Below are 26,264 nucleotides of genomic sequence, written 5' to 3' on the forward strand. Positions count from 1 at the left end.
CTAGCCGACCGAAAGGCGCGCAAACGCCCCGGGTCCGTAGGTAGCCGAAACCTGCGCGACTGCGATATCGTAGGGTCCGGCCAGCCCGTCATCGGCTTTCATCGCGGCAGAATACTGCCAAACCGGATCACTGGTGACAGTTTCGCGCAACAAAGCACCCTCAGTGAAGACGCGGATCAGATAGGATTCGCTTTCTTCGCCCAGAGGCACATCCAATGCGCTCCAGTCATCGCCATCAATCCGGGTGCGGCGCACCCACGAGATCTTGTCCCCGGTAGCCGACGCAGAAGCCTGCAAATGCACTGGCGCATAAGGTCTCAGCCCATTGCCATCGAACGCTTCAACCAGATGCACATATGCCGGGTCCTCGTAGCCGCGCGTTGCAGGGCCGATACGGTAATGCTTGGCCACGCGGCGTTCGGTGCGCAGCAATCCGGTCTGATAAACACGTTCATCCAGTAGGACAAAGGTAGACGCTTCAGGCCATACATCCGGCATCAGGGCATCCGTACCCAGCTGACCACGCAAGCGGCCTGACAAATTGTAAACGCCAGTCTCCTGCAAGACCGCATCCGAGAACTGGAACACTTCCCAATTGCCCGGTGTTCCGTCACCGATGGCAGCCAGATTGGCACCACTCAGCAACGCCGAGCGTGGACGCGACTCCAACACGCCATCGATCAGGTTGACACGCAACGCGGCCCCTTCGTCCCAGATCCCAGCCCCTGCGCGTCGCAGGGGTGTTTCGGTGAAGCCAATCACCGCCTGCCCCGCGATCACTTGATGCAAGGTATAGTCCTCATCCTGTGCAGCCGAATAGACAGCCACGTTACCGGGCCAGGGCTCGGCCGATATCGCCAGATACGGCGCATGGGGCGCCTCGGATCCAGTGATCAGCGGCAGGTCCATGAACACCGGCAGAACTGGCACCGGAGCAATGAATGGCTTGGCTGCCGCCACATCATCCAAAACATCGGACGGGGTATAAACTCCGGGTTCAATCCGCACCGCATCCGCCAATTGCATCTCGGCCTGTTCCAGCCGGTCGATCCGATATAGCGTTCCGTCCCCGCCATCCGGCAAACGCACCACATCGCCGGCCCCGACATGCAGCAGCGAGGGCGGCAGAGCAAATCGCACAGTCTCGCGCGAGATGCGGGACTCGCTTAGCCAGCGCTCGACCGTCTGACGCCCTTCGGCGCGAGTCATCGACAATGGCATTTCGTTGACGGCGACCGAATGGGTTCTGTCATCAGGCAAGACGGCCTCTTCCGCGACAACATCATGGTCCGCATCCGACTGGACGAACCGCAGACGCACACGCCCGGTCATCTCGGCCTCAGCCTCGCGGCGATGTTCCACTGGCCCGTCGATATCCGCGCTGATGGCGATCTGCTCGGGGTCAATGTCAACGGCCCGACGCCCGTCGCGGGTTCTGAACTTCAGCACCCCGTCCCGCTCGATCGCGTCGAACCCATAGCGCAGCATCAGCGGCTGCAAGGCCTGCCGAGCATTCATTACGTCCTCAACCGCGTAACCGCGTACCACGCCGTAGAGCTCGGACACATCAATCGCCGTCACCCCTGCCTCATGGCAGATTTCTGTCACGACCGAGGCCAGAGTCCGCGACCCGGATCGCCCGTTCAGCCAATGCCCACGTGCATAGTTATCGCCGTCCGACCACTGCGACCGCAGGTTCGGGAAAGTCGGGAACGGACGCGCATCCCAAGCCCAGACAAAGGCGTTCGACAGGTCCACCATCGGGCCGTCATAGATATCTGAAACCGGGTTGATCTCAGCATCACCCCAATAGCCAAGGACGGCCCGAAGGTACTGAACCATGATAAAATCATCCCGTACCCCGTTGGAATACCGCGGCAAATTTGATTCAGACGACTTTGGGTCCAAGAATTTGTTCGGCTGGTTCGTGCCCTTGTCGATGGCCGCGCAGCCCAGTTCGGTGAACCAGATTGGCTTGGACCCCGGAACCCAACCCGTGGGTGTTTGCTGCCGCACGCCCCCGATCCGCTCATGATGTCGGTTCGCCCACCAGTTGCGCAGGTCCTTGTACCGCCAGACCCACGGCTCGCCATGATCGTCATCAGTGATCGGGCTTCGGATCTGCGCTTCAGCTTCCTCCGGTGAGGCATAGTACCAATCATACCCCTCGCCACCTTCGATATTGCCGCGCAGATAATCCAGATCGTAGATCGACCCATTCGACACCTCAGCGTCCAGATGCGAGGCCCTGTCCCGCCAGTCGGACAGCGGCATATAGTTGTCGATGCCGACAAAATCTATGTTCTCATCGGCCCAAAGCGGGTCGAGGTGGAAATACCGGTCTCCGGTGCCGTCTTGCGGCTGATACCCGAAATACTCGGTCCAGTCTGCGGCATAGCCGATCTTAGTTTCCGGCCCCAATATCGCGCGTACTTCCGCGGCCAGAGACCGCAGCCCCGCAACTGCAGCGAAACCAGACGCGCCGCGGATTTGCGTTAGCCCGCGCATCTCGGACCCTATGCAGAAGGACTCCACGCCGCCCGCCGCCTTGCACAGGGCCGCATAGTGCAGAATGAACCGCCGTAATCCCCATTCACTTGGGCCGCGATAGGCCATTTTGCTGCCGCTGGTCGAGAAATGTGACGCGCGCGCTGTACCAAAGAACGCCGCCACCTGCGCATCCGCATCGGCAGTTTGATCCGGCGAGCCTGGCCGTCCCGGAGCAACATCCAAAGTGATCCGCCCACGCCATGGCAAATGCGGCTGATCCGGCGCATCGGACCACGGATCAGGCAGGCCGTTGCCCTCGGACTGCTCCATCAGAATGAACGGGTAAAACATAACCCGTTTGCCCGAGTTCTTCAGGTGCCGGATCGCCTGCACTACGGCCGCATCAGCCGGTGTGCCGCCATAAACCGGACGCCCATCCTGCCATTTCACCTGCCCCGCCGCAGTTCGGGACAGACCTGAAACACTCCAGGGCATGTTTGCGCCCTCGATATTCTTGCGTTCAACCTTGGGGCGGATCTGGCATTCTCCGCAGCGCAAATCATCGCCGAACCACGACACGATCAACGAAGCCGCCTCGCAGCCCGGCAATTCCTGGCCGAGCGCCCGCGTCGAGGTCACCAGATCGGACTTGCCCGATGGTGAATTGACATTCGCCGCCCAACTGCGCCCCCGGCCCTTGGTGTAATTAACCTGAGATGAAGCCAGCGCGTATTCACCCGTACCCGGCATCAAGGCCACCCCCTTGATGATCCGTGACAGCGCGTCCGCCGCATCCGGCATCTCTTCTTGTTCCTGCCGCACCACCTCGAACGAGAATTGCGGCACGCGGTTGCCAAAGGGGCCCAGCGCCAGATCTTCGATCACCACATAAGCCGTGCCGCGATAGGCGGGCACCGTGCCTGCCCCTTCGACCGCTTCAATGAGCGGGTCGGGCAATTGCTCGTGATCGCCGCGATATATCCGCATGTTCAGCGTTCGGCGCTCGACCTCTTCACCATCGGCCCAGACACGCGTGATATCCGCAACCTGTCCCGCGCCCACCGCAATCGCCAGAGACACCGAATAGCTGTAGCTATGCGTGGTTGTTGTTGTCGTCACTTCAACGGGCTTGGGTTTCCCCTTGCCTCCACCGCCACCGCCTGATGTTTGCGTCGTCGTCGAGGTCGATCGGGTTTCCAGAAAGTCCGAGGCCCAGATGACCTGTCCTCCAACTCGCATCCGGCCGTAGACCGTCGCGACGGTCGCACCCTCACCGGTTTCGGTGAGACGGAAACGATCCAGACGCCCGGTCTCGACCACCTCGCTGCCGCCGCCCATTACGGATTGGCTGGCCATCAACCGGTTGTCTATCACCCGCCCCAGCGTCGCCCCGACCGCGCGGCCAATCACCGCCGTTGACAGGCCCGCAACCGAGCCCCCGATCGAACCACCTATTGCCGCACCTGCAGCAGACAGAACTATTGTGGCCATCAGAAATCCTCCAGCGGGAATTCGAAACAAGCGACCACGCGGCGACGCCAAGGCTCGCTCAGTGTGTTTTCAACAACACCATGCCCGGTATAGGCGTGGATGAATCGCATCGGGTCTTGGGCGCTGACAATGCCCAGATGCTTTGCCACTGCCGCATCCCGCATCCGAAACAGCAATACATCCCCCGGGGCCATGTCTCCGGGCGATTTCTCGATCAGATGACGGCGGGCCGCAGCCCACATGCGTTCCTCGCCCTGCGGCTCGGACCAGTCCATGCTATAGACCGGCACTGTCTCGGGCTCATGCCCGACCACATCGCGCCAGACCCCCCGCAAAAGACCCAGGCAATCAGCCCCGGCACCCCGAACCGAGGCCTGATGGATATAAGGCGTACCCAACCATTCGCGCGCCTCATCCACGATATCTTGTTTTGCACGCATCATCGCCTGCTCCCCCCTTTGTGTTGGCTGCTGCGCTTGGGTACGGCCATAACCCAGTCCTCGTGCGGCAGGTCGGGGAAGCCCTGAAAGTTCAGCATGTTGTCGAACTTCAACCGACAAGTGGTCATGCGCTTGTCACACCCGGCGGTCAGCTGGACCCGGTCCCCCACCGCCAGCCCTCCGCCAATCGCCGACCACAACGTGACCTCGCGACCGTCCTTGGCCTGTTCATCCAGCTTGATCGAGGCCCAAAGGCCTTGTGCGGCACCATCCAGCACATCCAGCCTGCCCCGTTCAAACCACCCCGCATCCGAGCTTTCCGCGCCGCGCAGACGCAACGCAGCGCCGTCCAGCGCAACAATTTCGGCCTCGGCGCGGTAGCCCGGCGTGTCCAGCGCAAAACGGCAGGCTTTATCCCCCAGTACCGCCGTACAAGGTTTCTGATAAATCCGCCCCAAAGGCCGGTTCAGCAGATCGGTCAGCCCCCGCAATTCCGCATGAAACGCCCCACCGGCGCGGCGCAATTCGCCAATCGAGCCGCGAAACTGCAGCATCCGCTGTTCGGAGTCGGTCCAATTGACAAGCCAGGCCCGCACTTCGGCCCCGTCAAACCGACCGGCCTCGATATCTTCTTCGCGCACCGAGGCATCAGACAGCGCGCCCATCGCCTCGGTATTGTCGATCGACAGACCGGTTGCCTGCTCGATCGCGGCGGCGGTCAGACCGGTGCTGGCCTTGAAGGCGAGCCCATCAAAGTTCAGTTCCATGTCGTGATCGGTGAAGCCGAATGTCTGCCCGTCACTGCGCGTGATCGCCCAGCAACGACAGGTCGTGGTCAGCCCGCTTTGCAAATGCGCCTGCAGCGCCTGTTTGTCCCCGCTCATCAGACCCGCACCTCGACCACCGGCACATTCGGCACATCGCCTGCCTGAAAACTGGCCACGCTGGTCTGGATCTTGTCGGTATCGAACCGTACCGGCACATCGAACTCGAACCCGGAGGTGATCTCGACCTGTTCGGGTGGCGGCGCAGTAAACGTCACACGCCCGGTCGCCAGATCGACCTCAAAGTCCACGCCCTCGTGCTGTGCGTCCTGATCCAACCCCAGCGTCACGGTTCCCAGCACCGGCTTCAGAATTGGCCGCACATAACTGAACCCGCCCGAGCTGTAGGTCTTGATCAGCTGAAACACTGTGGTCTCGCCATCCCCCCGCGCGATCACCTGATCGCCTTTGTCGACCTCAGCCGTCGCCGCACCCGATTTGAAGTCCGACCAGTCCTTCCAGCGAAAACCAAACATCTGGCCCTGTCGCGCCTCAAAAAACGAGATCAAAGTCTCGATATCATCCAGCGACCGCATCCCCAGCCCGGCGTCGTAGCGCCGTCGCGAATGCGCCCAGGGCGTGTTGCGCTCTTCGAACCCGTTGGCCAGCGTCACAATATCCGTGCGCCGTTCCGGCCCACCGACCGAGCCAAAGCTCAGGCTGGCGGGAAATCTCACCTCGTGGAAATTCATCGCCTGCTCCCCTTATCTGTTGCGATTGCCGCGGCCCAATGCGCGGCTCATCTGCGCCGCGATCTGGCCTTGAGAGCGGCGGAACCCCTGCACATCCGGTGTTGAGATATTCATCACCACGTTGACCGCTCGCCCGCCGCCCTGCGTCCGCACACCCAGCTTGCCATCGGCCCCGCGCGCTAGCGGCATGATCGCCTCGGGACCCGCCTCACCCATCAACCCGGTGCCGCCTCGCATCGGGAACATGGTCGGGCTGCTAACGACCCCACCATTGGCAAACGGCATCACACGGCCCTGAGAAAAACTGCCGCCATCGGCAAAGGGCAGTATCCCCTGCACCAAGCCACCCACCCCATTGGCAAGCATCCCGCCGAAATGATCCGTCACCGGTTTGATCGCCGCCGAATACGCCGTGCGGATCATCGAGTTCTTCAGCACATCCAGCGCCCCCGACAGGTTCATCCCATCCAGCACCACGCCATCAAAAGCCTTGCGCAACCCGCCCGACATGCCACGCTCCAGCGTAGCCACATCCTTTCCGGTCTCTTCAAACGCGGCCTTGATCCGTCGCATCTGGCCATCAAATGCCGAGGCCATGGTCGCCGCATCGCCCAGCGCGTCACCCAGCGCCTCTCCCCGCTCCTGCAGGTCGTCAAAACCATCACGATCCGTCATTACGCTCTCCTTGTGTCTTGTCCGGATAGGCCGCGAGCAGCGCATCCAGCCCTGACCGGTTCATCGCCGGCATCCCCGCGCACTGCCCCAGCATCAGCCGCAGCTCAGCCGGGGTCAGACGCCAGAACTGATCCGGCGTCAGGCGAAGGCCGAGGAACCCGGCCCGCATCAGCACGGGCCAGTCGAACCCACTCACTCGGGCACCATGAAGGCGCGCGCCAGCAACTCGGCTGCCGCCTTGGCCCCCGCCATCGGCCCGCCTGCAATCTCGACATGCAGCAGATCATCGCGGGTCACCTGAGACCCGCCGCCGCGCAGCCCGGCAACAAGCAACGCCAGCACATCGCCGCTGGAATACGCGCCACCCTCGAACCGCTGCACCAGCTCGACCAGAGATCCGGCCTGCAGCTCCTGTTCCAATTCCGCCAAAGCGCCCAAAGTCAGCTTGAGCACCCGCTGCTCCCCATCGATGGTCAGCGCCACCTCGCCCGTCCACGGATTGGCCATCAGAGCGCTGTAAAGCTCAGTGCACCGGCGCTTGCCATGCTCATCTCATAGGTCGCCTCACCGTTATGCGAGCCCGCATATTCGATGCTGCTGACCTGAAACGGGCCTTCGACAATGCCGAAATCGGGGATGATCACCTGAAAACCGGGCGTCTCACCGTCAAAAAACAGCTGGCGCGCACGCTCATCTGTGCCCGCATCCTTGAACACGCCCGAGCCCGAAATCGCGGCCGATTTGACCCCGGCCCCCGACAGCAACTCGCGCCACCCGCCCTGACTTTCCAGGCTGGTCACATCCACACTTTCCGCGTTGAAACTGATCCGCGTGGCGCGCAGGCCCGCGATGGTCTCGAACAGGCCGGTGCCGTTCATATCCACTTTGACCAAAAGGTCTTTTCCGTTCTGGGAAGCCATATGCTCTCTCCGTTGATTGCTTAGTCGTCTTCCACGCGGGCGCGGAATCTCAGATCGATCTGGCGGATCGCGCCGCCAGTTCCCGTGCGCCGGGCGCTAGCGCGTTCGAACCACAGCCCCACCAGATGGCCCCGGTCCAAGCTCAGCGCCGCACCTTCCAGCGCGTCACACACCGCGCCCGCCAATGTCTTGGCCGCACTGAAGCCCGCCGCCTCGGACACCACCGAAACCGTGAACCGGTGCAATGCGCCCGCCCCCGACCGGTCCGAGGCGTCCCGCACCTCCTCCGGCCCGAGCGTCACATAGGTCTGAGGCAGCACCCCCGGTGGCACCGCGTCATAGATCGCACCGCCTGACAGGGCGCTTACCTGCACATCCCCCAAAAGCTGTTGAAACACCGCCGCCTGCAACGCGGCTGCAACGCCATAGCTCATGCCGCCACCTCTTCATCTGCAAAACAGGTCAGGTACTGGCCGCGCGGGTCACGCTCGGCCACGGCGCGGATCACAAACCGGCGCGTCCCTTCGGCAAACCGCTGATCCGGCGCAGGCCGCATCGAGGACCCCTCGGGCGCGCCGCGCACCACGATCCGATACCCAACCCGCGACACCGAGGCGCCACCAACCGCCCGCTCCGCACCGCTGCGTGCCGTCACCTCGGCCCAAAGCGAACCCAGCGCAGTCCAGGTCTCGGTATACCCCCCCGCGCCGTCCGCGCTGCGCACCGGAGCCTCCAGCACCAGCTTGCGGTTCAATCGCGGCGCGCTCATTGCGTCACCCCTGCCCCGAAGCGCACAGTTCGATAACGCTGGATCAGACTGGTGACACCAAATGGCATGCACCCCGCGCCCAGCGCCGTCTCATCGCGGTATTCGTAGTAATGCGCCGCCAGCAGCAGCACCGCTTGCCCCAGATCAGCGGGCAGCCCGCCCCAATCCGCAGCCATTCCAGCCGTGAATACAATCTTCACCGAACCACCGATCTGCACCTTGGGCAAACAAGACCCCGCCGGACGCAACCGAGGGCGCTGCGCATCGCGCTCCAGCCGGAAGGTCGCCGAATCCAACGCGGTCTCGGCCCCAGCCGCATCCGTCAGCGTCACAGCGCCAATTGCACCCACAGGTGCCACTGGCAGCACCTCGCCCGCCGTGTCGCGCCAGCCATTCAGGCTCCACGAAAAGTCCCGTTCGATCAGCACCTTACCGGTGCGCGCCTCAATCGCTGCAATGGCCGCACGCAGAAAGCCATTCAACACCTCGTCTTGCACATTGCCCTCGGCAAAGCCCGTGCCCAGCCGCAGATGCGCCTTGAACTGATCCACCGGCAGCGCCGCATCCGCGATGGCGGTTTCTTCGATCAACATCATCCATTCACTCCGCAATCTCGGACCCCTCCGGGGCCGTATCCTTGGAAAATGACGGGCACGCGCCGCCCCACGTTGCTCGGACGGAGGGGAGCAGCTAGACAACGCGGGGGATCTCACCCCGGCCCGCGCCCGCCGCCCGAGGGGCTTTGCAGCCCCCCGGATCCGCCACCGCTTAGGCGATGCCGAATTTCAGCAGTTTGATTGCAGCAAAATCGCTCACATCACCGCCCACGCGCTTGGTCGCGTAGAACAGGACATGCGGCTTGGCGCTGAACGGATCGCGCAGCACCCGCAGATCGGGACGTTCGGCTATGGTGTAGCCCGACTGGAAGTCACCGAAGGCAATCGAATAGCTGTCGGTTGCCGCATCCGGCATGTCCTCGGCAATCAGCACCGGATAGCCCATCAGACGCGCAGGCTCACCAGCGGCTAGGCCATCCGACCAAAGGAAGCGGCCATCGCTGTCCTTCAGCTTGCGGATCAGACCCGCGGTTTTCGAGTTCATCACGAAAGTGCCGTTCACCCGGTACTGCGCGCCCAGCGCATAGACCACGTCCACAATCGCATCCGCATCGACGCCACCATCAATGCCCGACGCGACATAACCCAGGCTATCCCAGCCCCAGCTGCCGTTTTCCATCGTGCGGTGGGTCAGGATACCCTTGGGCTTGTCCACACCGTCGCCATTGATAAACGCCGCTGCCTCGGCGCGAGCAAACTTGTCGGCGATACGACCGGCCAGCCAGCCTTCGACGTCAAACGCACTGTCATCCAACAGACGCTGCGACGCCTTGGGCAGCGCGCTCAGCTCGTGCAGCGGGATCGAAATCCGATCAATCGATGGGGTCGAGGTCTCAGCCGTGGCCGAGTTCTCATCCGCCCAACCCGCGCCCACATCGGTGTGGTCGATCAGCACATCGAACGAGTTCGCCTCGACATTCACAACTGACGCAATCGAACGGATCGAAGCGGTCGAATTCAACACCGACTTGATCATCTCAGCCGTCTGCGGATCGACCAGATAGCCACCGTCGCTGTTCACCGCCGTCGAAAGCGACTTGGCCTCGATCTCCAGCCCGCGCAGCCCATCATCTTCGCCCGAACGCACATAGGCATCGAATGCCTTCTGATGCGGGGCGCCTTCTTCGATCGATGCCGCAAGGTGCGGACGCGCCGCGATGGTTGATTTACGATCCAGCATGGTCAGTCGCTCTTCTGTCTGTTGCAGTTTGATTTTAACTTCAGCCTTCAGGCCCTTGAATTCATTCACGAAGCCAGCCATCGCCTGCTTCACCTCCTGAACCAGGGGCGCACCCTCTCCGGTCAAGGCCGGGGTCTCGGTCTTGCTCATCAGCACTTCCTTTTTGGGTGGGTATTGAGGCGCGCTAGGTCCGCGCCAGCTCCTGCCGGGCGTCGTTGAACACCTCGGCAATACTGCGCCAGGTGTTTTCAACGTCGGGCTCAACGCCCTTCGCCGCCACCCGCGCACTGGGCAGCATCGGGAAGGTCACCAGCGACACCTCCCATAGCTCCAGTTCCGTCAGGACCCGCTGGCCCTTGTCATTCTTCACGGCCCGCTTGGTGCGATAGCCTATCGACAGGCCATCCATAGCGCCCGCCCGGATCAACTCGGCCGCCTCACGGCCCTTTTGCGTGCTCTCCAGCAGACGCCCCTTGACCCACAGGCCCTTGTCGTCCTCGCGCACCTCGTCCCAGACGCCGATTGGCTGCGCCGGATCGTGCTGCCACAGCATCTTGACCCGCTGACCCGCCTTGGACAGCCCGTCAAGCGAGCCCCTATACGCCCCGCGCTGCACCACATCGCTGCCCTGATCGACCTGCCCGAACAGGCTGGCATACCCTTCGATCACCGCATCGTCGGTCACCGACAAGCTGTCTCCGAACTGTGCGAATTTATGCTCCAAATCCATGAACTTCTCCATGTAACCCACTGACATTACGGCGCTACCACCAGTAACGACTGAAACGCCTGCGCCAAAATCACCGCCGCCACGCCGTAAACCGTCAGCCACAACCGCTTCTCCAGTCGCTCCATCATCTCTTCGATCTGATCCAGCCGCCGACACAGGTGGGCGTGCTGGATCTCGGCCACCCGCTCATGCGCGGCCAGACGCAGGCCCGGCGCGCAGTCGAACGGAGGATACCCGTCACCCATCGCCACGCTCCGGCAGCCCCAGCAACGCACGTTTTTCCGCATCCGTCAGGAAATCGGCACCGTTGACCCGCGCCCATTGCGCATCGCGTTCCGCCGACAGCGCGGGCACCTGATCCAGATCCGGCTTCAGCACCAAATCCTCACCCGAAAAGCCCGCCAGCCACTCGGACATCGCCGCCGCCACCCGCGTCACCAGAGGCAATACGGTCAGGCGATAAAACGCCCGGTTGGCCTCCTGATAGTTCGAATAGGTCGCGTCGCCTTGTATCCCCAGCAGCATCGGCGGGACCCCAAATGCCAGCGCGATCTCGCGGGCGGCGGCTTCCTTGGTCTTTTGAAACTCCATATCGGACGGAGAGAACCCCATCGGCTTCCAATCCAAGCCCCCTTCCAGAACCATCGGACGCCCGGCATTGCGTGCCCCGCGATAGTTCTGCTCGATCTCATCCGACAAACGCCGGAACTGATCCTCGGCCATCACCCCATGGCCGTCACCCTTCCACACCAGCGCCCCCGAAGGCCGCGCTGCATTGTCCAACAACGATTTCGACCACCGAGACGCGCTGTTATGCACATCAATCGCCATCGCCGCCGCCTGCATCGGCGAAAACCCATAGTGATCGTCCTGAGGGTGGAACGACTTGATATGACAGATATTTTCCGCCGCAAACCGATGCTTCTTGCCGCCTACAGCGTAGTCATACGCCTTGGGCCACCCATCCGCCCCCGGCACCACGCTCATCCGGTCCGAGCGCAAGACATGTAGCTCAACCGGCAGCCCTTCCTCGGCCTGCACTGCCTCAACATAGGCATTGCCCGACAGCAACAACTGCCCAAACAGAGCTTCCATCAACTCCGCCCGCCCCTGCGCCGCATTCGGACGGCGCATCAGGGACAGGATCGGATGGGTATCATAGCGCTGAGCCTGATCCTGCAGCACCAGTGGCAAGGCCGCCGCCGCCTCGGCAATCAGTTTGACGGATCGAAACCCCACCGGGTTCCCCGAAAACCCTGTCCGCGTCAGCGACATTGCATCCCTGGGGCTCCACGCCACGCGCCCGCCCGTCTGCCACGCCACCACAGGCCCCGCCGCGCTCGCCTTCGCCTCGGGCGTTGCCTCAGCCGATCCACGACGCAAGAAATCGAATACCATCTGTGCTCCTTTCTGCCGCCGCTCTGCCCGGCTTGTTGAAAGGAGTTATGACGGAAAGAAGTTTAAGGCTTGGGAATAGGGCGTACGGGAGTTGGGCAACGGATACATGACGTGAAATCGAACTAGAGCGAATTCAGAGAGTTCACCGTAAAACCACTGCTCGCACGCATTCAATCTAGACGCGAAGATTCTGTTCGAATACTCCTGAAATATAACTTTATGGTTTTCAAGAATGTAGTGAGGTTTCATGAATTTAACCAAAGCAATCGTACCGGTCTTGCTTTTAGCAGTGTCGGGATGTTTCGGACCAAATTTGGATTACGGCGCAGAACCAACGACCTTCAAGTATACCGAAGCCGGAACCTCAGGCTTAAATCCAGTCAGACCCTACCCGACACCCGAAGACGTTTGCCAAATCATCAGTGAAAATCGAGAGATCCGCGAACCCGTCAACGATGGATCTTTTTTGATTGCTTGCCCAAAGCACGAACGCGGCGCAATCAGCGACAGGCAAAGCGAAGGCGCGCAAGTGATAGCTCACGCGCGACACTGGACAATACTGTCTGTACCTGCTCGCTAGTGCCACATTTTGCTACTTAACAGCACTTAAACTGGGCAGTGAAACTGCTATAGCGCCCGCACCCAAGGCCGCCGATAGACCCCCGCAGGCTCCACAACCAACTCATGCAACGCAGAGACTAACGGGTCGACCGGGTCGGGCGAGCCCTGACCCAGACTCTAGCTTGGCTGATTGCAAGATTCAGAAGTTTGTTCAACCGATAGCCTAAATCCTTTGCAATCACCGCCAAGTTCTTGTGATTTCGTGCCACGGCAATTGTCTGCGTTTCACATGCCCCCACGTGTGCTTCAAATTGAAGAGGCCACCCGATGACTGAAAACGAACCTGCACCGTCCGGACACTCCGATACGAACAATAACTGGACCAAGGAACCTACTGCTGCCGACAAACACGTCTACGAGGTGTTTGCCTCCAACGTGGTCGTTCTTGTGCAGCTGCTTGATGACTACAAAACCATGATGTCGCCGGATGTCCACGCAAGGCTGTTTTCTTCGCTGCTGACGTTGTCGAGGTTGCTCGGCGAATACGAGGACAGTTGGAATCAAGAGTACCCAACGTCCTGAACCTGAATGCGCCCAGCGAAAGAGCAGCCCTTAAGGCGAAATATGATTGTTTGTAGAGCAACCCTCAAAGTGCTCACAAACTCCGCACCCTGGGCCGCCGAAACGCCCCCGCAGGTGCCACAACTAACTCATGCAGCGCCCAGACCAACGCGTCGACCCGGTCGGGTGAGCCCTGCCCTTCGAACCCGCGCGCGGTCATCTGGCACATCTGCTCCTCTAGCGCATCCAGCCCGGCCACATGGCTTACCCGCCCCTGTTCGTACAGCGCCGCCACAGGCTCAGCCCGCGCGACCTTGCCGCGTGACGCCCGCACCGCGCGATAAGGCACCAGAGGGTCCACCTGCCGCACGACCTCTTCCACCAGTTGCCCGCCCTGATTGACCTCGGCCACCAGCCGTTCGGCCCCGAACTCATCCATCGCGTCAATCGCCGCCTGCGCCCAGCCCGCCGGGCCAACACCCTGCACCGTCCGGTCAGCCAGCACATAGGCCTGCCAGTCCTCGGGCGGCCCCTCTAGCTGAGCACCAACGACCACGATCCCGCAAGCATCTGCATCCGCCCTCGCCGTTACTGCCGGGTCCAGTGCCACGACGATGCGGTCCAGCGTAGGCACCCGCGTACAGCGCGCCGCCTCCAGCATCGAACCCGTCCACAACGCGCCTTCGGCATCCGACAGCAACACCCCGTCTAATTCCTGCCGCCCCAGCCGCGTGCCTGCATAGCGCGCGCGTACCTCTTCCAAAAAGGAACCCGCCAGATTGGCCCGGTTCGCCTCGGTCGGCGCGTGGGTCTGCACCGTGGACGGAGACGCCAGCAACTCCTTCAAAACCTTCACATTGCGCGGCGTCGTGGTCACACAGACCCGCGGCCGTTCCCCCAGCCGCAGCGCAAATTGCAACATATCCCAGGTCTCGCCCGCCTTCTTCCACTTGGCCAGCTCATCCACCCAGGCCGCATCAAACTGCGGCCCCCGCAGCCCCTCGGGATCATGCGCCGAAAACGCCTGCGCCTCGGACCCGTTAGGCCAAACCAGCTTGCGTTCAGACGCCTTCCAAACAGGCCGCCGATCCGGCGGTGAACACTGCAATATCCCGCTATCCCCAAAGATCATCACATCGCGCACCTGATCAAATGTCTCACCGACCAGAGCCACACGACACGCCTGCCCCCGATCCAGAGGCAAAGACCCCTCGACCACCGACCGCACCCATTCGGCCCCCGCCCGCGTTTTACCGGCCCCGCGCCCGCCCATGATCACCCACGAGCGCCAGTCACCCTCGGGCGGCAACTGATGCGGCAGCGCCCAGAACTCGAACAGGAAAGGGAGGGCACACAGCCCCCCCTCCCCGATCTCACTCAGAAATCTGTCCTGCACCGCAGCAGGCGCGGAGGCGAGCCAGCCTGCACCCGATCTCAGATCGTGCCCGATCAAGGTCGAGCGCATAGCCCCCTTGGGCAATTCCGGCTTGTCTGTGATGTTGTTCGACAAAGCTTGTCTCCACTTTCTGGCAACTGCGGATCAGCCCCTCTAGCTGACCCAGTTGCTTGCCTGTTCCGGCAAGGTTTGCATCCTCCCCGGCACCGATCTGTTTTCGCAGTTCTTCCGCTGCTTGGCGCAGATCGCGAATGGATCTTTCGAGCGACTGCAACAAATCAGCCGTCTGAGAAATCCGCTCTTCCGGGGTAATCAAAGTCATGTTTGCCTGTGACCTCATGCGTGAGTTTTTCCGCACGAGAGAAACGAAAAACGACCGCCGGGTCGCCCCGGGGCCGTTGCCCACCTCTTCTAGCATGACATAATTCATACCAAGAAAAGCGCGCAAAGTCAATTTGTTACGCAACGCGGACGCAACACCCGGCGTCCGATCCGTTAACGATCAGCCCCGCATGACCTCAAGAAACGCAGCGCTTACGATCAAAGCCGCACCCAATGCTTCTCTCATCCCAAACGGCTCGCCCGAGAAGACCGCCGCCGAGATCAGGCCCACCACAACTTCGCTCATCAGCAGTAGACCAACGCGTGCCGGGGTCAGCTTGGTTGCGGGCCAAATCGTCAGAAAAAACATCGGCAAGGTGTACAGGACCGACAGCAACGCGACCGGGCCGATACGTATTACCATCTCGCCGACTGCCTCTGATGACGCCAAACCGCCGCCGAATGGAAGGCTCAGCAGAGACAACACCAAAGCGCCTGAAACAAAGGCAAAAACCTGCCCCGGAACAGAAATACCGGACGTCCGATAAAGCCCCAGCGATCCCATCGCCCAAGTGATACCCGAGATCAGGGCCAGCCAGTCTCCAGCATTGCGCGGCCAGGGAAACCCCTGTTCTCCGCCAAGCACGATGAACATGCCACCCAGACCGCAGAGTAAGCCCAGCACGCGCGCCGGGCCAAGACGCTCACCCAGAAACACCATTCCAAGGATCGTTCCCCAGACCGGTGTCAGATAGAACAGCAGGATTGACCGGACGACATCTGTGTAAACCAGACTGATGGTAAACAAGCTGAACGCAGCACCGGTGAACATCCCGCTGAAGATCAGCCCGCGCCAATCTTTCAAAAGCGCTTGCCGTTCGCGCATCAGGAAAGGCGTCAGTACGATCAACGCCGAGGTGTACATCACAATACCCGGCCATGGGCCATCCAGTCCTTGGTCGACAAAGTAGCGAACCGGAATCCAGTACAGCCCCCACATCATCCCGCCGATGACAAGGGCGACGCTGGCGGTCCTCAAATCCGCTCCGTGTAAAGCTCTGAATGTCATGACCCGACTCATAAAACCTTCCGAACCGTATCTGGCAAACGCGCAACCCGCGCAAGCTTATCGCCGACACGGCGCTTGACAATCGCGACCGCAAGGCGCATGTGCCCCTCAAACAGCGCTAACGCGTGAGCACGTGGGCGACACCGCCCCCAACAGCGCCCGATTCACCCATAGTTCCCCATCACGCAGGGTTCTTGACGCGACAACCAGATGCTGCAGGGAACGCCTGCACGTCCTGAGGTTTCGCACAACCCCTGCCGGTCGCGGATGCGGCCCATCACGACTTGCCCGTGGGCCATTGCCTCGGGCTGTAAAGGATAGATATTTGTTCGACTTCGATATGCTGGGCCTTGCGCCCGCTCTAAATGATGCGCTCAAACGCGCCAACTTCACTCAACCGACCCCGATCCAGAACCAGGCGATCCCGCTGGCCCTGAATGGTCACGATATCCTTGGCCTCGCCCAGACCGGTACAGGTAAGACATTGGCCTTTGGCCTGCCGCTGATCGACCATCTGCTGGCCCAGCCCGGCAAGCCCGATCCCAAAACCGCCAAGGCGCTGATCCTTGCGCCCACCCGCGAGTTGGTCAACCAGATCGCCGACAGCCTTCGCAACTTGACCAAGAAAACCAAGATCCGCGTCGCGACCGTGGTTGGCGGTCAGTCGATCAACAAGCAGATCATGTTTCTGGCGCGCGGCACCGATATTCTTGTCGCCACCCCCGGTCGCCTGATCGACCTGATGGATCGCGGTGCAGTTAATCTGGGTTCAGTCAAGCACCTCGTGCTGGACGAGGCTGACCAGATGCTCGATATGGGCTTCATCCACGCCCTGCGTCGGATCGCGCCGGAACTGGGCACGCCGCGCCAAACCATGCTGTTCTCAGCCACCATGCCGAAGCAAATGGAAGAGCTCAGCCGTGCCTATTTGACCAACCCGCAACGGGTGCAGGTCTCGCCCCCCGGCAAAGCAGCCGACAAGATCACGCAGTCGATCCACTTTGTTGAAAAGCCTGCAAAACCCGCCAAACTGCGCGAGATCCTCTCGGCTGACATGGACGCGCTGACGTTGGTCTTCTCCCGCACAAAACACGGGGCCGAAAAGCTGATGAAGGGGCTTGTCGCCGATGGCTACAATGCAGCCTCGATCCACGGCAACAAAAGTCAGGGTCAACGCGACCGCGCGATCAAGGCCTTCCGCGCCGGTGAGGTCAATGTTCTGGTCGCCACCGATGTCGCCGCGCGCGGCATCGATATTCCGGGCGTGGCCTATGTGATCAACTACGACCTGCCCGAGGTACCGGACAACTATGTCCACCGCATCGGCCGCACCGCTCGTGCAGGCCGCGAGGGCGAGGCCATTGCCTTCTGCTCGGCGGAAGAGGTCGACCTGCTGCGTCAGATTCAGAAGCTGATGAAGATCGAAATCCCGGTCGCCAGCGGTGAGATGCCTGAAGCAATCTCACCAAAGAAAACTCCGCGCCGCCCAAGCAACCGCCGTCGCGGCCCGAAACCTCAGCACTCTGGTGCGCCAAAACCGGGCGGTCAGAAACGCCGCCGACCGCGTCGTGCGAAAGCGGCCTGAATAAGAAACGGCCCGGTCGATTGACCGGGCCGTTGCTTTATCGGGGTCAGAGCTTCGTGTTGTACAAGTCGGACAAAGTGCCGTTTCAAACCTGTACAACACGGACGATTGAATCAGTTCCCGGAATTCCGCTCAGCCTCGATCTCACGCCACTTTGCGACGTTGCGATTGTGCTCTTGCAGGGTCTCAGCAAAGGCATGACCACCGGTTCCGTCCGCAACAAAGAAGATGAAATCCGTGTTGTCAGGTGCCACTGCAGCCTCAAGGCTCGCGAGACCCGGATTGGCAATCGGGGTGGGTGGCAGCCCTTCGATGACATAGGTGTTCCAAGGCGTCGCACGGCGCAGTTCGCTTTGCCGCAAGCCGCGACCCAAAGTACCCTGCCCTTTGGTTACACCATAGATCACCGTCGGGTCTGTCTGCAGCCTCATACCTTGGTTCAGACGGTTAACGAAAACGCTGGCTACCTGGCCACGCTCTTCCGGCTGACCTGTTTCTTTTTCGATGATCGAAGCCAAAATCAGCATCTCTTCGGGGCTGTTCAGAGGTAAATCATCCTGACGCCCCTCCCACGCCGCGTTGATTCTAAGCTGCTGTTTTTCCTGCATTTCAGCAAGAATTGCATTCCGATCTTCACCGGGTCTGACCTCATAACTGTCAGGGGCCAACATCCCTTCAGCGGGCAATTCGGCTACTTCGCCGGTTAGCAAATCCATCGCCTTCAGCGACTCGACAATCTGCCAACTGGTGACGCCTTCAGCTAACGAGATGCGATAACGCGTATCCGCCTCACCGCGTTTTTCTGCATAAACTTCCGGGGCGTCCTCTTCGCCGATCACAAAGGAAGCCACCTCATCAAAATCCAGAGTCGCCGGGTTCAGTTCCCGCACGCGGGTCTGCATACGGGTCACACCAATGCGGTATTCAATCTCGGTCCCGCAAGTGCTGGCGCCGCTATGAGTTATGTCGTCGACGATTTGCTCCATCGACGCGCCTTCGCGAACCAGAAAGCTACCCGCTTTCAGCTGCTGAGATTTGTCTGTGTAATCAGCAGCTAAGCGGAAAATCAACCCGCTGCTGATCGCACCCTGATCCTCCAGATCACGGCTAACCCTTGTCATGTTAGAGCCCGGCTTTACCTGCAAACAGATCGCAGTTTCTAGGGGACCTTCGGACTTGTATTGCGACTGCCCCCACAGGACGACACCGCCCATCAGGAACAGCCCAACGATCAGTATTGTCAACGCGTTCGAAGCGAGCGCTCGCCACATTTAGTTGACCTTTCCGAAGATCACACTTGCATTGGTGCCGCCGAAGCCGAACGAATTTGACAAGGCCACGTTGATCTCACGCTCGCGCTTGGCATTCGGGGCCAAATCGATCGGAGTTTCAACTGCTGGATTGTCCAGATTGATCGTCGGTGGTGCAACCTGATCGCGGATCGCAAGGATAGAGAAGATCGCCTCAATCGCGCCAGCGGCGCCCAGCAGGTGACCAGTGGCCGATTTGGTCGAAGTCATCGTCGCGTTGCTGGCGTGATCCCCCAGCAGGCGTTCTACCGCGCCCAGCTCAATCGTATCCGCCATGGTCGAGGTCCCATGCGCGTTAATATAATCCAGATCCTTCGGCTCAAGCCCCGCACTACGCAGCGCTGCTTTCATCGAGCGTTCGGCCCCATCGCCATCCTCGGACGGCGCGGTGATGTGATAAGCGTCACCCGACATGCCATAGCCCAGAACCTCGGCGTAAATCTTGGCACCGCGCGCTTTGGCGTGTTCGTAATCCTCAAGAACTACAATGCCTGCACCTTCGCCCATGACGAAACCGTCGCGGTCGATGTCATAGGGGCGGCTCGCTTTCTTCGGATCATCGGCGTATTTGGTCGACAGCGCCTTGCAGGCGTTGAAGCCGGCGATACCGATTTCGCAAATACAGCCCTCGCCGCCACCTGCGATCATCACGTCTGCATCCCCGGCGCGGATGATGCGGCTGGCATCACCGATCGCATGAGCACCGGTCGAGCAAGCAGTCACGACCGAGTGGTTCGGCCCTTTGAACCCATGACGGATAGAAACCTGCCCCGAGGCCAGATTGATTAGCGCGCCCGGGATAAAGAACGGAGAAACCCTGCGCGGACCTTTGTCGCGGATCAGGTTGGCCGTGTTGGCAATTGATCCCAGCCCACCGATACCGGACCCAATCAGAACGCCCGTGCGCAGGCGGTCTTCTTCGTCTTCGGGCAGCCAATTGGCATCCTTGCAAGCCATCTCGGCTGCAGCGATGGAATATAGGATGAAATCTTCAATCTTGCGCTGTTCTTTCGGCGGCATCCAATCGTCAGGATTAAACGTCCCGTTGGTGCCATCTCCGCGCGGCACTTCGCAGGCATAGGTCGTGGTGACCCCGCTTGCCTCGGCATCAAACTGCGTGATTGGTCCTGCGCCGGATTCTCCATCCAGCAGCCGTGACCATGTTTCCTCGACCCCACTGGCCAAAGGAGTGACCAATCCAAGACCGGTTACAACGACTCTGCGCATGAAGTGCCTCTTGCCTGCTTCCTGTTATGAGAACCGCTCATACCCCGGCCCGGGGTGCGGGGGCAAGAGCAACGGCATATTCTGAACCGGCATCCTTGTGCCGTAACCTGTTCAAATCCTCTGTCAATTGAGTTGAACGATGCCTGAAAAGCAAAAACCCGCCCTTCCTTCAACGGGAAAGGCGGGTCGTCTGGTACTGAAGTTTACTGGAACTCGGCGACTGGCTCGTGTGCCGATTGGGCGACTTCCAATGCTTCGGACAGATCGACGGACTTGCGGAAAAGTGCCCGGCCAACGATCGCACCCGAAATATTCGAGATATAGGCGAGACGAGAGATATCGTCGCTGGTACGCACGACACCGCTGGCTATGATCGGTGTACGCGATTTTTCGGCCAGTCCTGAAATCAGACCCAGCTGCGCCTCGACGTCTTCCATATCGCTATCGATATCGGTCACCAGAATGGCAGCAAGAGGCGTATCCGCGAAAGCTTCGATGAAGGCTTCCGGGGTAAACGCACTTTGGCTGCGCCAACCTTCGGTCATCACTTGCCCTTGCCAAACATCAACCGCCAACACGATCTGGTCGGGATAAAGCTTGGCCAGTTCCTTAACCAACTGCGGGTCCCAGGCCGCAAGTGTGCCAATCACGATTCGACCGGCCCCTTTGTTGATCCAATGTTCAACATGCTCGCGGGTCCGCATCCCCCCTGCCAGCTGCACTGACATTTCAGAGGAGCGAATGATTTCTTCGATCAGTTCGGAATTGGTATCCCGGCCTTCGATCGCGTCAAAATCCGTAAGCTGCATCCATTCCGCTCCAGCCGCAGACCAGCCGCGCGCGGTCTCGACTGGATCTACATGCCAGATCATCGCTTCATCCAGACGCCCCTTGTCCAGCGTAACGCACCGACCGTTCTGCAACTCCATCGTGGGGTAAATCATCATGATTCATATCCTCCGCTGAATCATTCCGTAATTCCACGATAGCATAGAGTCTCAGTTTGCCGCTTTGTTTCACAAGATCGGCAAAGCTCGTCCATTTTGCGGCATCGCACTGCCTAATGCGTTTCACACCCGTGTAGGAGGTCCGTCACGGCGAAACAGATGAACGGGGGTGCCGCGGTATTCAGCTTCGCGCAACAGCTTGTAGCCCAGCTTTTCAGCCAATCGCTGTGAGGCTGCATGGTCCGCGTCGATCAGCGCAACCAACGGGCCCGGAATGATCCGATCGAACCAGTCGTGCGCCGCCTGCGCGGCCTCACACCCGTATCCTTGCCCCTGCATGTCCGGGGCCAGAACCCAGCCGGCTTCGGGAAATCCATCGAAATCATCGCCCAGAGACCGGTTGCCATAGAAGAACCCGGCTTGCCCGATCAGAGTACGATTCGACTGCAGCATCACACCCCATTGACCGAACCCGGTCATCTGCCAATGTCCAGCGTTGCGCAGGAAAGAATCCCACGCCTCGCCGCGCGTTTTCGGGGTGCCTCCGATATGGCGTACAACTTCGGGGTCGCGCCAGATTTCGGCGAACCGGTTGAAATCCTCGGGGCGCATTGCACACAAGGTCAGACGCGCCGTATTGATCATCGGGGTGGATCTTATCATGCCCTTGCCCGCTCAGAAACTTGCCTCAGGTGTCAGAGTGCGGAGCCTCAACGCCTCAAAGCAAGCGCGAAATGTGGCAGAGCATAAAAAAACGGCGCTTCCGTTGCCCGGAAGCGCCGTTTTTGTCTCAGTCAGGTCAGCTTAGGAAGCTTCGCTGATGAATTTGACCGCGTCGCCAAAGGTCTGGATGGTCTCGGCTGCGTCGTCCGGAATCTCGATGCCGAACTCTTCTTCGAACGCCATTACCAGCTCAACGGTGTCCAGGCTGTCTGCGCCCAGATCGTCGATGAACGAGGCGTTTTCGGCAACCTTGTCCTCTTCAACACCCAGGTGCTCAACAACGATCTTCTTTACGCGATCTGCGACGTCGCTCATGTCTATTCCTCATTTCAATTTCAGGGCTGTCCGCCCGGTTCTGCCCTTGCCCGTTCGGGGTGGACTTGTTTTGCCCTTTCCGGGCGGTTTGGGTCCCGGGTCCCCGGGAAATCAGAGAACCGGCCCTTGGACCGGTTCCTGCGCATATGCGCCGCCTATAGCACAGACAACGCACAAGGCAAACGCTTTCGCGCCCACCCTGAATTGCGATTACAACATGGCCATACCGCCATTCACATGCAAGGTGCTTCCGGTAACATAACCTGCTTCAGGGCTTGCCAGATACAGCACAGCGGCTGCGATTTCCTGCGGATCACCCATACGACCGGCCGGAACCTTTAGCAGCAGACCCTTCTTTTGCTCATCCGTCAGCTTCTCGGTCATCGCGGTGGTGATAAAGCCCGGCGCAACCGCATTAACGGTAATGCCACGGGTCGCAACCTCATGCGCCAGCGCCTTGGAAAAGCCGATCATGCCGGCCTTGGAGGCAGCATAGTTCGCCTGCCCTGGGTTTCCGATCGCAGCCACAACGGACGAGACATTGACGATCCGACCCCAGCGCGCCTTCATCATGCCCCTGATCACGCCTTTGCACAGCTTCATCGTTGCGGTCATGTTCACGTCGATCACGCTCTGCCATTCTTCATCCGACATGCGCATGAACAGGTTATCGCGTGTGATGCCTGCGTTGTTCACCAGAATATCAACCGAGCCCATCGCCTCAGCCGCTTGTTTCGGCAGGGCCTCGACGGCTTCGGGATCGCTCAGGTTACACGGCAAGACATGCGCACGATCGCCAAGGCTGTCGGCCAGAGCTTGCAGAGGCTCCACGCGCGTTCCGGAAAGGCCAACAGTTGCACCAGCGTCGTAAAGCGCGCGGGCGATATCGCCGCCAATACCACCCGAAGCACCGGTGATTAGCGCATTCTTACCTGTCAAATCAAACATCTATGTTTCCTCTCTGGCCGCCGAATCCGGCGGCTGTCCCTTGTTCATGCGCCGGGGTTAACGGCTTTTTGTATATCTTCAGGCGTCCCGACCGCTGTGCACGCCAATGCTCGATCGATCTTGCGGATCATTCCCGACAGAGCTTTGCCCGCGCCGATCTCCCACGCTTCGGTCACACCCTGCGCGACCATGTACTGTACGCTCTCACGCCACCGAACCGAGCCGGTGACCTGTTCCACCAGCAACTGACGGATCATATCTGGATCAGCCACAGCTTCGGCGCGAACATTCGCAACCAAAGGCACGGCAGGCGCTTTGATTTCAACCGAGGCCAAAGCCTCTGCCATTACATCTGCCGCAGGCTGCATCAGCGCACAGTGAAATGGAGCACTTACCGGCAACATAATTGCACGCTTGGCACCTTTTTCCTTGGCGATCTCGGCTGCGCGCTCAACAGCGGCCCTTGAACCAGACACAACAACCTGGGTCGGGTCGTTGTCATTGGCTGCCTGACAGACCTCATCTTGCGCGGCCTCTTCCGCAACGGCGCGCACCGCTTCAAGATCGAGCCCCAGAATGGCGGCCATTGCGCCCTCGCCCACCGGCACTGCACTTTGCATCGCCTGCCCGCGCGTCCGCAGCAGGCGGGCAGTATCGGCAACCGTCAAAGCTCCGGCCGCAGCCAGCGCCGAGTATTCACCCAGCGAGTGACCCGCCACATAAGATGCCATTGAAATCGAAACGCCTTCGGCCTCAAGTGCGCGCATTGCGGCCATCGAGGTTGCCATCAGCGCGGGCTGTGCATTCTGAGTCAGGGTCAGCTCTGCGATATCGCCTTCCCAGATCAGATCGCTCAGTTTTTCGCCCAAGGCCTCATCGACCTCATCGAAAACGGCGCGGGCGGCTGGATATGCCTCAGCCAAGGCCTTGCCCATTCCGATGGTCTGGGCGCCCTGCCCGGGGAAAACAAACGCGCGTGTCATTGGTGCCTCTTGCGTGACGTCAGATTTCGGCGGGGTTTAAACTGACAATCGGCGCGGCACAAGCATTGCCTGCGTTCTGCATCAGGACACCTTTACTGTGCATTTCTCTGTCTTGTGTCCACACGGCATCCATTTAACTTACCCTCAATTCAGAAACTCGGAGAGCCAATCGATGCCCCTTACCAACACCCGGTCCAGCTATGGTGGTGTAACCAAAGCATTTCACTGGCTGACCGCGCTACTGATCCTGACGGCTCTGCCGCTGGGCTGGTTCGCGAACCAATTGGCCCATGCGATTTACGATCCGAGCATTCCCACGACCGAGGATGACATCGCCCGCGCCGCCCAGCTGTTTTCACTGCACAAAACCATTGGTGTTACCGTGTTCTTCGTCGCACTGGCCCGAATCCTTTGGGCTGTTACCCAGACGAAGCCGGGCTTGCTGAACGCTGAAAACAAACCCGAGGCCTTCGCCGCCGAAACTGTGCACTGGCTGCTGTACGGCTCGCTTGTACTGGCTCCGCTCAGCGGCTGGATCCACCACGCCGCCACCGACGGCTTCGCGCCGATCCTATGGCCCCTTGGTCAGAACCTGCCGCTTATTCCGAAGTCAGCTTTCCTTGCAGACATCAGCGCCAGCCTGCATTGGCTTTTCGTCTGGGCCCTGGGTGTGGCACTCGTGCTGCACATAGCGGGCGCGCTGAAACACCATGTCGTGGATAAAGACAGCACCCTGCGCCGTATGCTGCCCGGCCAATCGGACGCGCCGGAACCCCCGGCGCAGCACCATTCCATTGTTCCCGCCTTCGCCGCCTTGGCAATCTGGGGCGCGGTGCTGGTCGGAGGTTGGTCCACCGGTGTCTTTGACGACCAGTCCAAAGCATCCGAAGACACGGCCGAACTTGCGCAAGTTCAATCGGAATGGGAGGTCGAAGACGGATACCTGTCGATTACTATCTCGCAATTGGGCAGTCCCGTAAGCGGCGAGTTTGCTGACTGGACTGCAGCGATAGCGTTTGAGGATCCCGCCGAGCCGGGATTGGCCGGTTCCGTCGATGTAACGATTGCCATTGGCTCACTCAGCCTCGGCACAGTCACCGACCAAGCGATGGGTGCGGATTTCTTTGACAGTGCGCAGTTTCCTACGGCTCAATTTAAGGCCGACCTGTTCAAAACGGATGCGGGTTATGAGGCGCGAGGACCTCTGACAATCCGGGACAAATCTATCGATGTCGTCCTGCCATTTACGCTGGAACTGGCCGACGATGCAGCGACGATGTCGGGGAATCTGGAACTCAACCGAATGGATTTCGACGTTGGAACATCGCAACCCACCGAAGATTCGTTGGGGTTCACGGTTATCGTGGCAGTCGAATTGACGGCAGAACGCGACAACAAATAAAAAACCGCCGGGGCGCATAACCCCGACGGTTTCTTTTTGGGATCATGAAGGGATTAGTCGGCCTTCTGTGCCTCGATCGAAATCTTGACCTCGACCTCATCACCCACGAATGGAGCGAATTGGCCCAAATCAAAATCGCTGCGCACCAGCGTTGTGGTGGCGTCAAATCCGGCCCATGGCTTGCCCGCCATCGGGTGTTCACCCACTTGGTTCAGCTTGGCATCCAGAACCACGGATTTGGTGACACCATTCATGGTCAGATCACCGGTGATGTTGGCTGTGTTCTCGCCAGTGACCTCGATACCAGTTGAAGTGAAGGTCACCAGATCACCTTCGGCTGCGCCAAAGAAATCTTCGGTCATGAAGTGATCTTCGCGCGGTTTCCAACCGGTGATCATCTCAACGACCGGCATCGAAACAGTCACGCTCGATGCTGCCGGGTCTTCCTGATCAAACATGATTTCGCCCTCAAAGCCCGAAAACATGCCCGTGGTGGTCGAAAAGCCAAGGTGGTTCCAACTGAAGATGACCTGGCTATGGCTGGAGTCCAAAACGTATTTTTCAGCACTGGCGAATGCTGTGGTCGCCGATACGGCCAAAGCAGCAGCAATAAGGGTGGATTTCATAACAATCTCCGCAATGGTGTTGTTGCAAACCGGGTGGGTTGCTCACCTACGAAAATGTGCCGCC

Annotated in this window: 28 protein-coding genes; 3 read left to right on the plus strand and 25 right to left on the minus strand. The window is 60.2% G+C overall.

Features of this window, described 5'->3' with window-relative positions:
- The 15 genes from ACR0EN_RS04335 to ACR0EN_RS04405 form a co-directional block, all read right to left on the minus strand.
- Positions 1-3,981 (minus strand): baseplate multidomain protein megatron, encoded by a 3,981-nt coding sequence (locus tag ACR0EN_RS04335; RefSeq protein ID WP_480585360.1) that lies wholly within the window; start codon positions 3,979-3,981, stop codon positions 1-3.
- Positions 3,981-4,424 carry an NlpC/P60 family protein gene (locus ACR0EN_RS04340; protein ID WP_170817911.1) on the minus strand — a complete coding sequence of 148 codons (444 nt, stop codon included), beginning with the start codon at positions 4,422-4,424 and terminating at the stop codon, positions 3,981-3,983. The genes ACR0EN_RS04335 and ACR0EN_RS04340 overlap by 1 nt, the downstream gene beginning before the upstream one ends.
- Positions 4,421-5,305 carry a baseplate hub domain-containing protein gene (locus tag ACR0EN_RS04345; RefSeq protein WP_170817912.1) on the minus strand — a complete coding sequence of 295 codons (885 nt, stop codon included), beginning with the start codon at positions 5,303-5,305 and terminating at the stop codon, positions 4,421-4,423. The genes ACR0EN_RS04340 and ACR0EN_RS04345 overlap by 4 nt, the downstream gene beginning before the upstream one ends.
- A complete protein-coding gene (locus ACR0EN_RS04350; protein ID WP_170817913.1) occupies positions 5,305-5,937 on the minus strand; it encodes a DUF2460 domain-containing protein in 633 nt (210 codons plus the stop codon). The genes ACR0EN_RS04345 and ACR0EN_RS04350 overlap by 1 nt, the downstream gene beginning before the upstream one ends.
- Before the next feature lie 12 nt (positions 5,938-5,949).
- Positions 5,950-6,612: a phage tail tape measure protein gene (locus tag ACR0EN_RS04355; RefSeq protein ID WP_170512022.1), complete on the minus strand. Its 663-nt coding sequence runs from the start codon at positions 6,610-6,612 to the stop codon at positions 5,950-5,952.
- A complete protein-coding gene (locus ACR0EN_RS04360) occupies positions 6,599-6,808 on the minus strand; it encodes a rcc01693 family protein (protein ID WP_480585364.1) in 210 nt (69 codons plus the stop codon). The genes ACR0EN_RS04355 and ACR0EN_RS04360 overlap by 14 nt, the downstream gene beginning before the upstream one ends.
- Positions 6,805-7,119, minus strand: a complete 315-nt coding sequence (locus ACR0EN_RS04365) for a gene transfer agent family protein (protein ID WP_170626664.1) — start codon at positions 7,117-7,119, stop codon at positions 6,805-6,807. Before ACR0EN_RS04365 ends, ACR0EN_RS04360 begins: the two co-directional genes overlap by 4 nt.
- Entirely contained in the window at positions 7,119-7,532 is a 414-nt protein-coding gene (locus ACR0EN_RS04370; RefSeq protein WP_170663688.1) for a phage major tail protein, TP901-1 family, read from the minus strand. Before ACR0EN_RS04370 ends, ACR0EN_RS04365 begins: the two co-directional genes overlap by 1 nt.
- 20 nt (positions 7,533-7,552) lie before the next feature.
- Positions 7,553-7,966: a DUF3168 domain-containing protein gene (locus tag ACR0EN_RS04375; RefSeq protein WP_480585367.1), complete on the minus strand. Its 414-nt coding sequence runs from the start codon at positions 7,964-7,966 to the stop codon at positions 7,553-7,555.
- A complete protein-coding gene (locus tag ACR0EN_RS04380) occupies positions 7,963-8,301 on the minus strand; it encodes a phage head closure protein (protein WP_170817918.1) in 339 nt (112 codons plus the stop codon). The genes ACR0EN_RS04375 and ACR0EN_RS04380 overlap by 4 nt, the downstream gene beginning before the upstream one ends.
- A complete protein-coding gene (locus ACR0EN_RS04385; protein WP_170612370.1) occupies positions 8,298-8,897 on the minus strand; it encodes a head-tail connector protein in 600 nt (199 codons plus the stop codon). The genes ACR0EN_RS04380 and ACR0EN_RS04385 overlap by 4 nt, the downstream gene beginning before the upstream one ends.
- 172 nt (positions 8,898-9,069) lie before the next feature.
- Complete coding sequence (locus tag ACR0EN_RS04390; protein ID WP_480585370.1) at positions 9,070-10,248, minus strand: phage major capsid protein; 1,179 nt, start codon at positions 10,246-10,248, stop codon at positions 9,070-9,072.
- 34 nt (positions 10,249-10,282) lie between these two features.
- Positions 10,283-10,828 carry an HK97 family phage prohead protease gene (locus ACR0EN_RS04395; RefSeq protein WP_480585373.1) on the minus strand — a complete coding sequence of 182 codons (546 nt, stop codon included), beginning with the start codon at positions 10,826-10,828 and terminating at the stop codon, positions 10,283-10,285.
- 26 nt (positions 10,829-10,854) lie between these two features.
- Positions 10,855-11,073, minus strand: a complete 219-nt coding sequence (locus tag ACR0EN_RS04400) for a GTA head formation protein, RCAP_rcc01685 family (protein WP_170635229.1) — start codon at positions 11,071-11,073, stop codon at positions 10,855-10,857.
- Positions 11,066-12,226, minus strand: a complete 1,161-nt coding sequence (locus ACR0EN_RS04405) for a phage portal protein (RefSeq protein WP_480585376.1) — start codon at positions 12,224-12,226, stop codon at positions 11,066-11,068. The genes ACR0EN_RS04400 and ACR0EN_RS04405 overlap by 8 nt, the downstream gene beginning before the upstream one ends.
- Positions 12,227-13,114: 888 nt before the next feature.
- Here ACR0EN_RS04405 and ACR0EN_RS04410 point away from each other — a divergent pair.
- Positions 13,115-13,369, plus strand: a complete 255-nt coding sequence (locus ACR0EN_RS04410) for a hypothetical protein (RefSeq protein ID WP_170422230.1) — start codon at positions 13,115-13,117, stop codon at positions 13,367-13,369.
- 73 nt (positions 13,370-13,442) lie between these two features.
- Here ACR0EN_RS04410 and ACR0EN_RS04415 read toward each other — a convergent pair whose 3' ends face one another.
- A complete protein-coding gene (locus ACR0EN_RS04415) occupies positions 13,443-14,813 on the minus strand; it encodes a DNA-packaging protein (RefSeq protein ID WP_480585691.1) in 1,371 nt (456 codons plus the stop codon).
- Positions 14,814-15,246: 433 nt separating this feature from the next.
- Positions 15,247-16,134, minus strand: a complete 888-nt coding sequence (locus tag ACR0EN_RS04420; RefSeq protein ID WP_480585379.1) for a DMT family transporter — start codon at positions 16,132-16,134, stop codon at positions 15,247-15,249.
- 325 nt (positions 16,135-16,459) lie between these two features.
- On the opposite strand from ACR0EN_RS04420, the gene ACR0EN_RS04425 reads away from it, so the two are divergent.
- A complete protein-coding gene (locus ACR0EN_RS04425; protein ID WP_170512921.1) occupies positions 16,460-17,719 on the plus strand; it encodes a DEAD/DEAH box helicase in 1,260 nt (419 codons plus the stop codon).
- Between the two features lie 113 nt (positions 17,720-17,832).
- On the opposite strand, the gene mltG is transcribed toward ACR0EN_RS04425, so the two are convergent.
- The 7 genes from mltG to fabD form a co-directional block, all read right to left on the minus strand.
- Positions 17,833-18,990, minus strand: a complete 1,158-nt coding sequence (mltG, locus tag ACR0EN_RS04430) for an endolytic transglycosylase MltG (protein WP_170817924.1) — start codon at positions 18,988-18,990, stop codon at positions 17,833-17,835.
- Complete coding sequence (gene fabF / locus ACR0EN_RS04435; protein WP_170403139.1) at positions 18,991-20,256, minus strand: beta-ketoacyl-ACP synthase II; 1,266 nt, start codon at positions 20,254-20,256, stop codon at positions 18,991-18,993.
- A gap of 203 nt (positions 20,257-20,459) precedes the next feature.
- Entirely contained in the window at positions 20,460-21,203 is a 744-nt protein-coding gene (locus tag ACR0EN_RS04440) for a 1-(5-phosphoribosyl)-5-[(5-phosphoribosylamino)methylideneamino]imidazole-4-carboxamide isomerase (protein ID WP_170396463.1), read from the minus strand.
- Between the two features lie 123 nt (positions 21,204-21,326).
- The gene (locus ACR0EN_RS04445; RefSeq protein ID WP_170396461.1) at positions 21,327-21,866 is read right to left on the minus strand and encodes a GNAT family N-acetyltransferase; all 540 of its coding nucleotides are present in this window, start codon (positions 21,864-21,866) and stop codon (positions 21,327-21,329) included.
- A gap of 141 nt (positions 21,867-22,007) precedes the next feature.
- Positions 22,008-22,241 (minus strand): acyl carrier protein, encoded by a 234-nt coding sequence (locus tag ACR0EN_RS04450; RefSeq protein WP_008756330.1) that lies wholly within the window; start codon positions 22,239-22,241, stop codon positions 22,008-22,010.
- Positions 22,242-22,451: 210 nt separating this feature from the next.
- A complete protein-coding gene (gene fabG / locus ACR0EN_RS04455; protein ID WP_170396459.1) occupies positions 22,452-23,189 on the minus strand; it encodes a 3-oxoacyl-[acyl-carrier-protein] reductase in 738 nt (245 codons plus the stop codon).
- A 44-nt stretch (positions 23,190-23,233) separates the two neighbouring features.
- Positions 23,234-24,172 (minus strand): ACP S-malonyltransferase, encoded by a 939-nt coding sequence (gene fabD, locus ACR0EN_RS04460; RefSeq protein ID WP_480585382.1) that lies wholly within the window; start codon positions 24,170-24,172, stop codon positions 23,234-23,236.
- Between the two features lie 172 nt (positions 24,173-24,344).
- On the opposite strand from fabD, the gene ACR0EN_RS04465 reads away from it, so the two are divergent.
- A complete protein-coding gene (locus tag ACR0EN_RS04465; RefSeq protein ID WP_170817926.1) occupies positions 24,345-25,574 on the plus strand; it encodes a cytochrome b/b6 domain-containing protein in 1,230 nt (409 codons plus the stop codon).
- A gap of 53 nt (positions 25,575-25,627) precedes the next feature.
- Here the strand turns inward: ACR0EN_RS04465 and ACR0EN_RS04470 are convergent, their stop codons facing one another.
- Positions 25,628-26,200, minus strand: a complete 573-nt coding sequence (locus tag ACR0EN_RS04470) for a YceI family protein (RefSeq protein WP_170422240.1) — start codon at positions 26,198-26,200, stop codon at positions 25,628-25,630.
- Between the last annotated feature and the right edge of the window lie 64 nt (positions 26,201-26,264).

It is taken from the genome of Ruegeria sp. AB7, assembly GCF_056542625.1.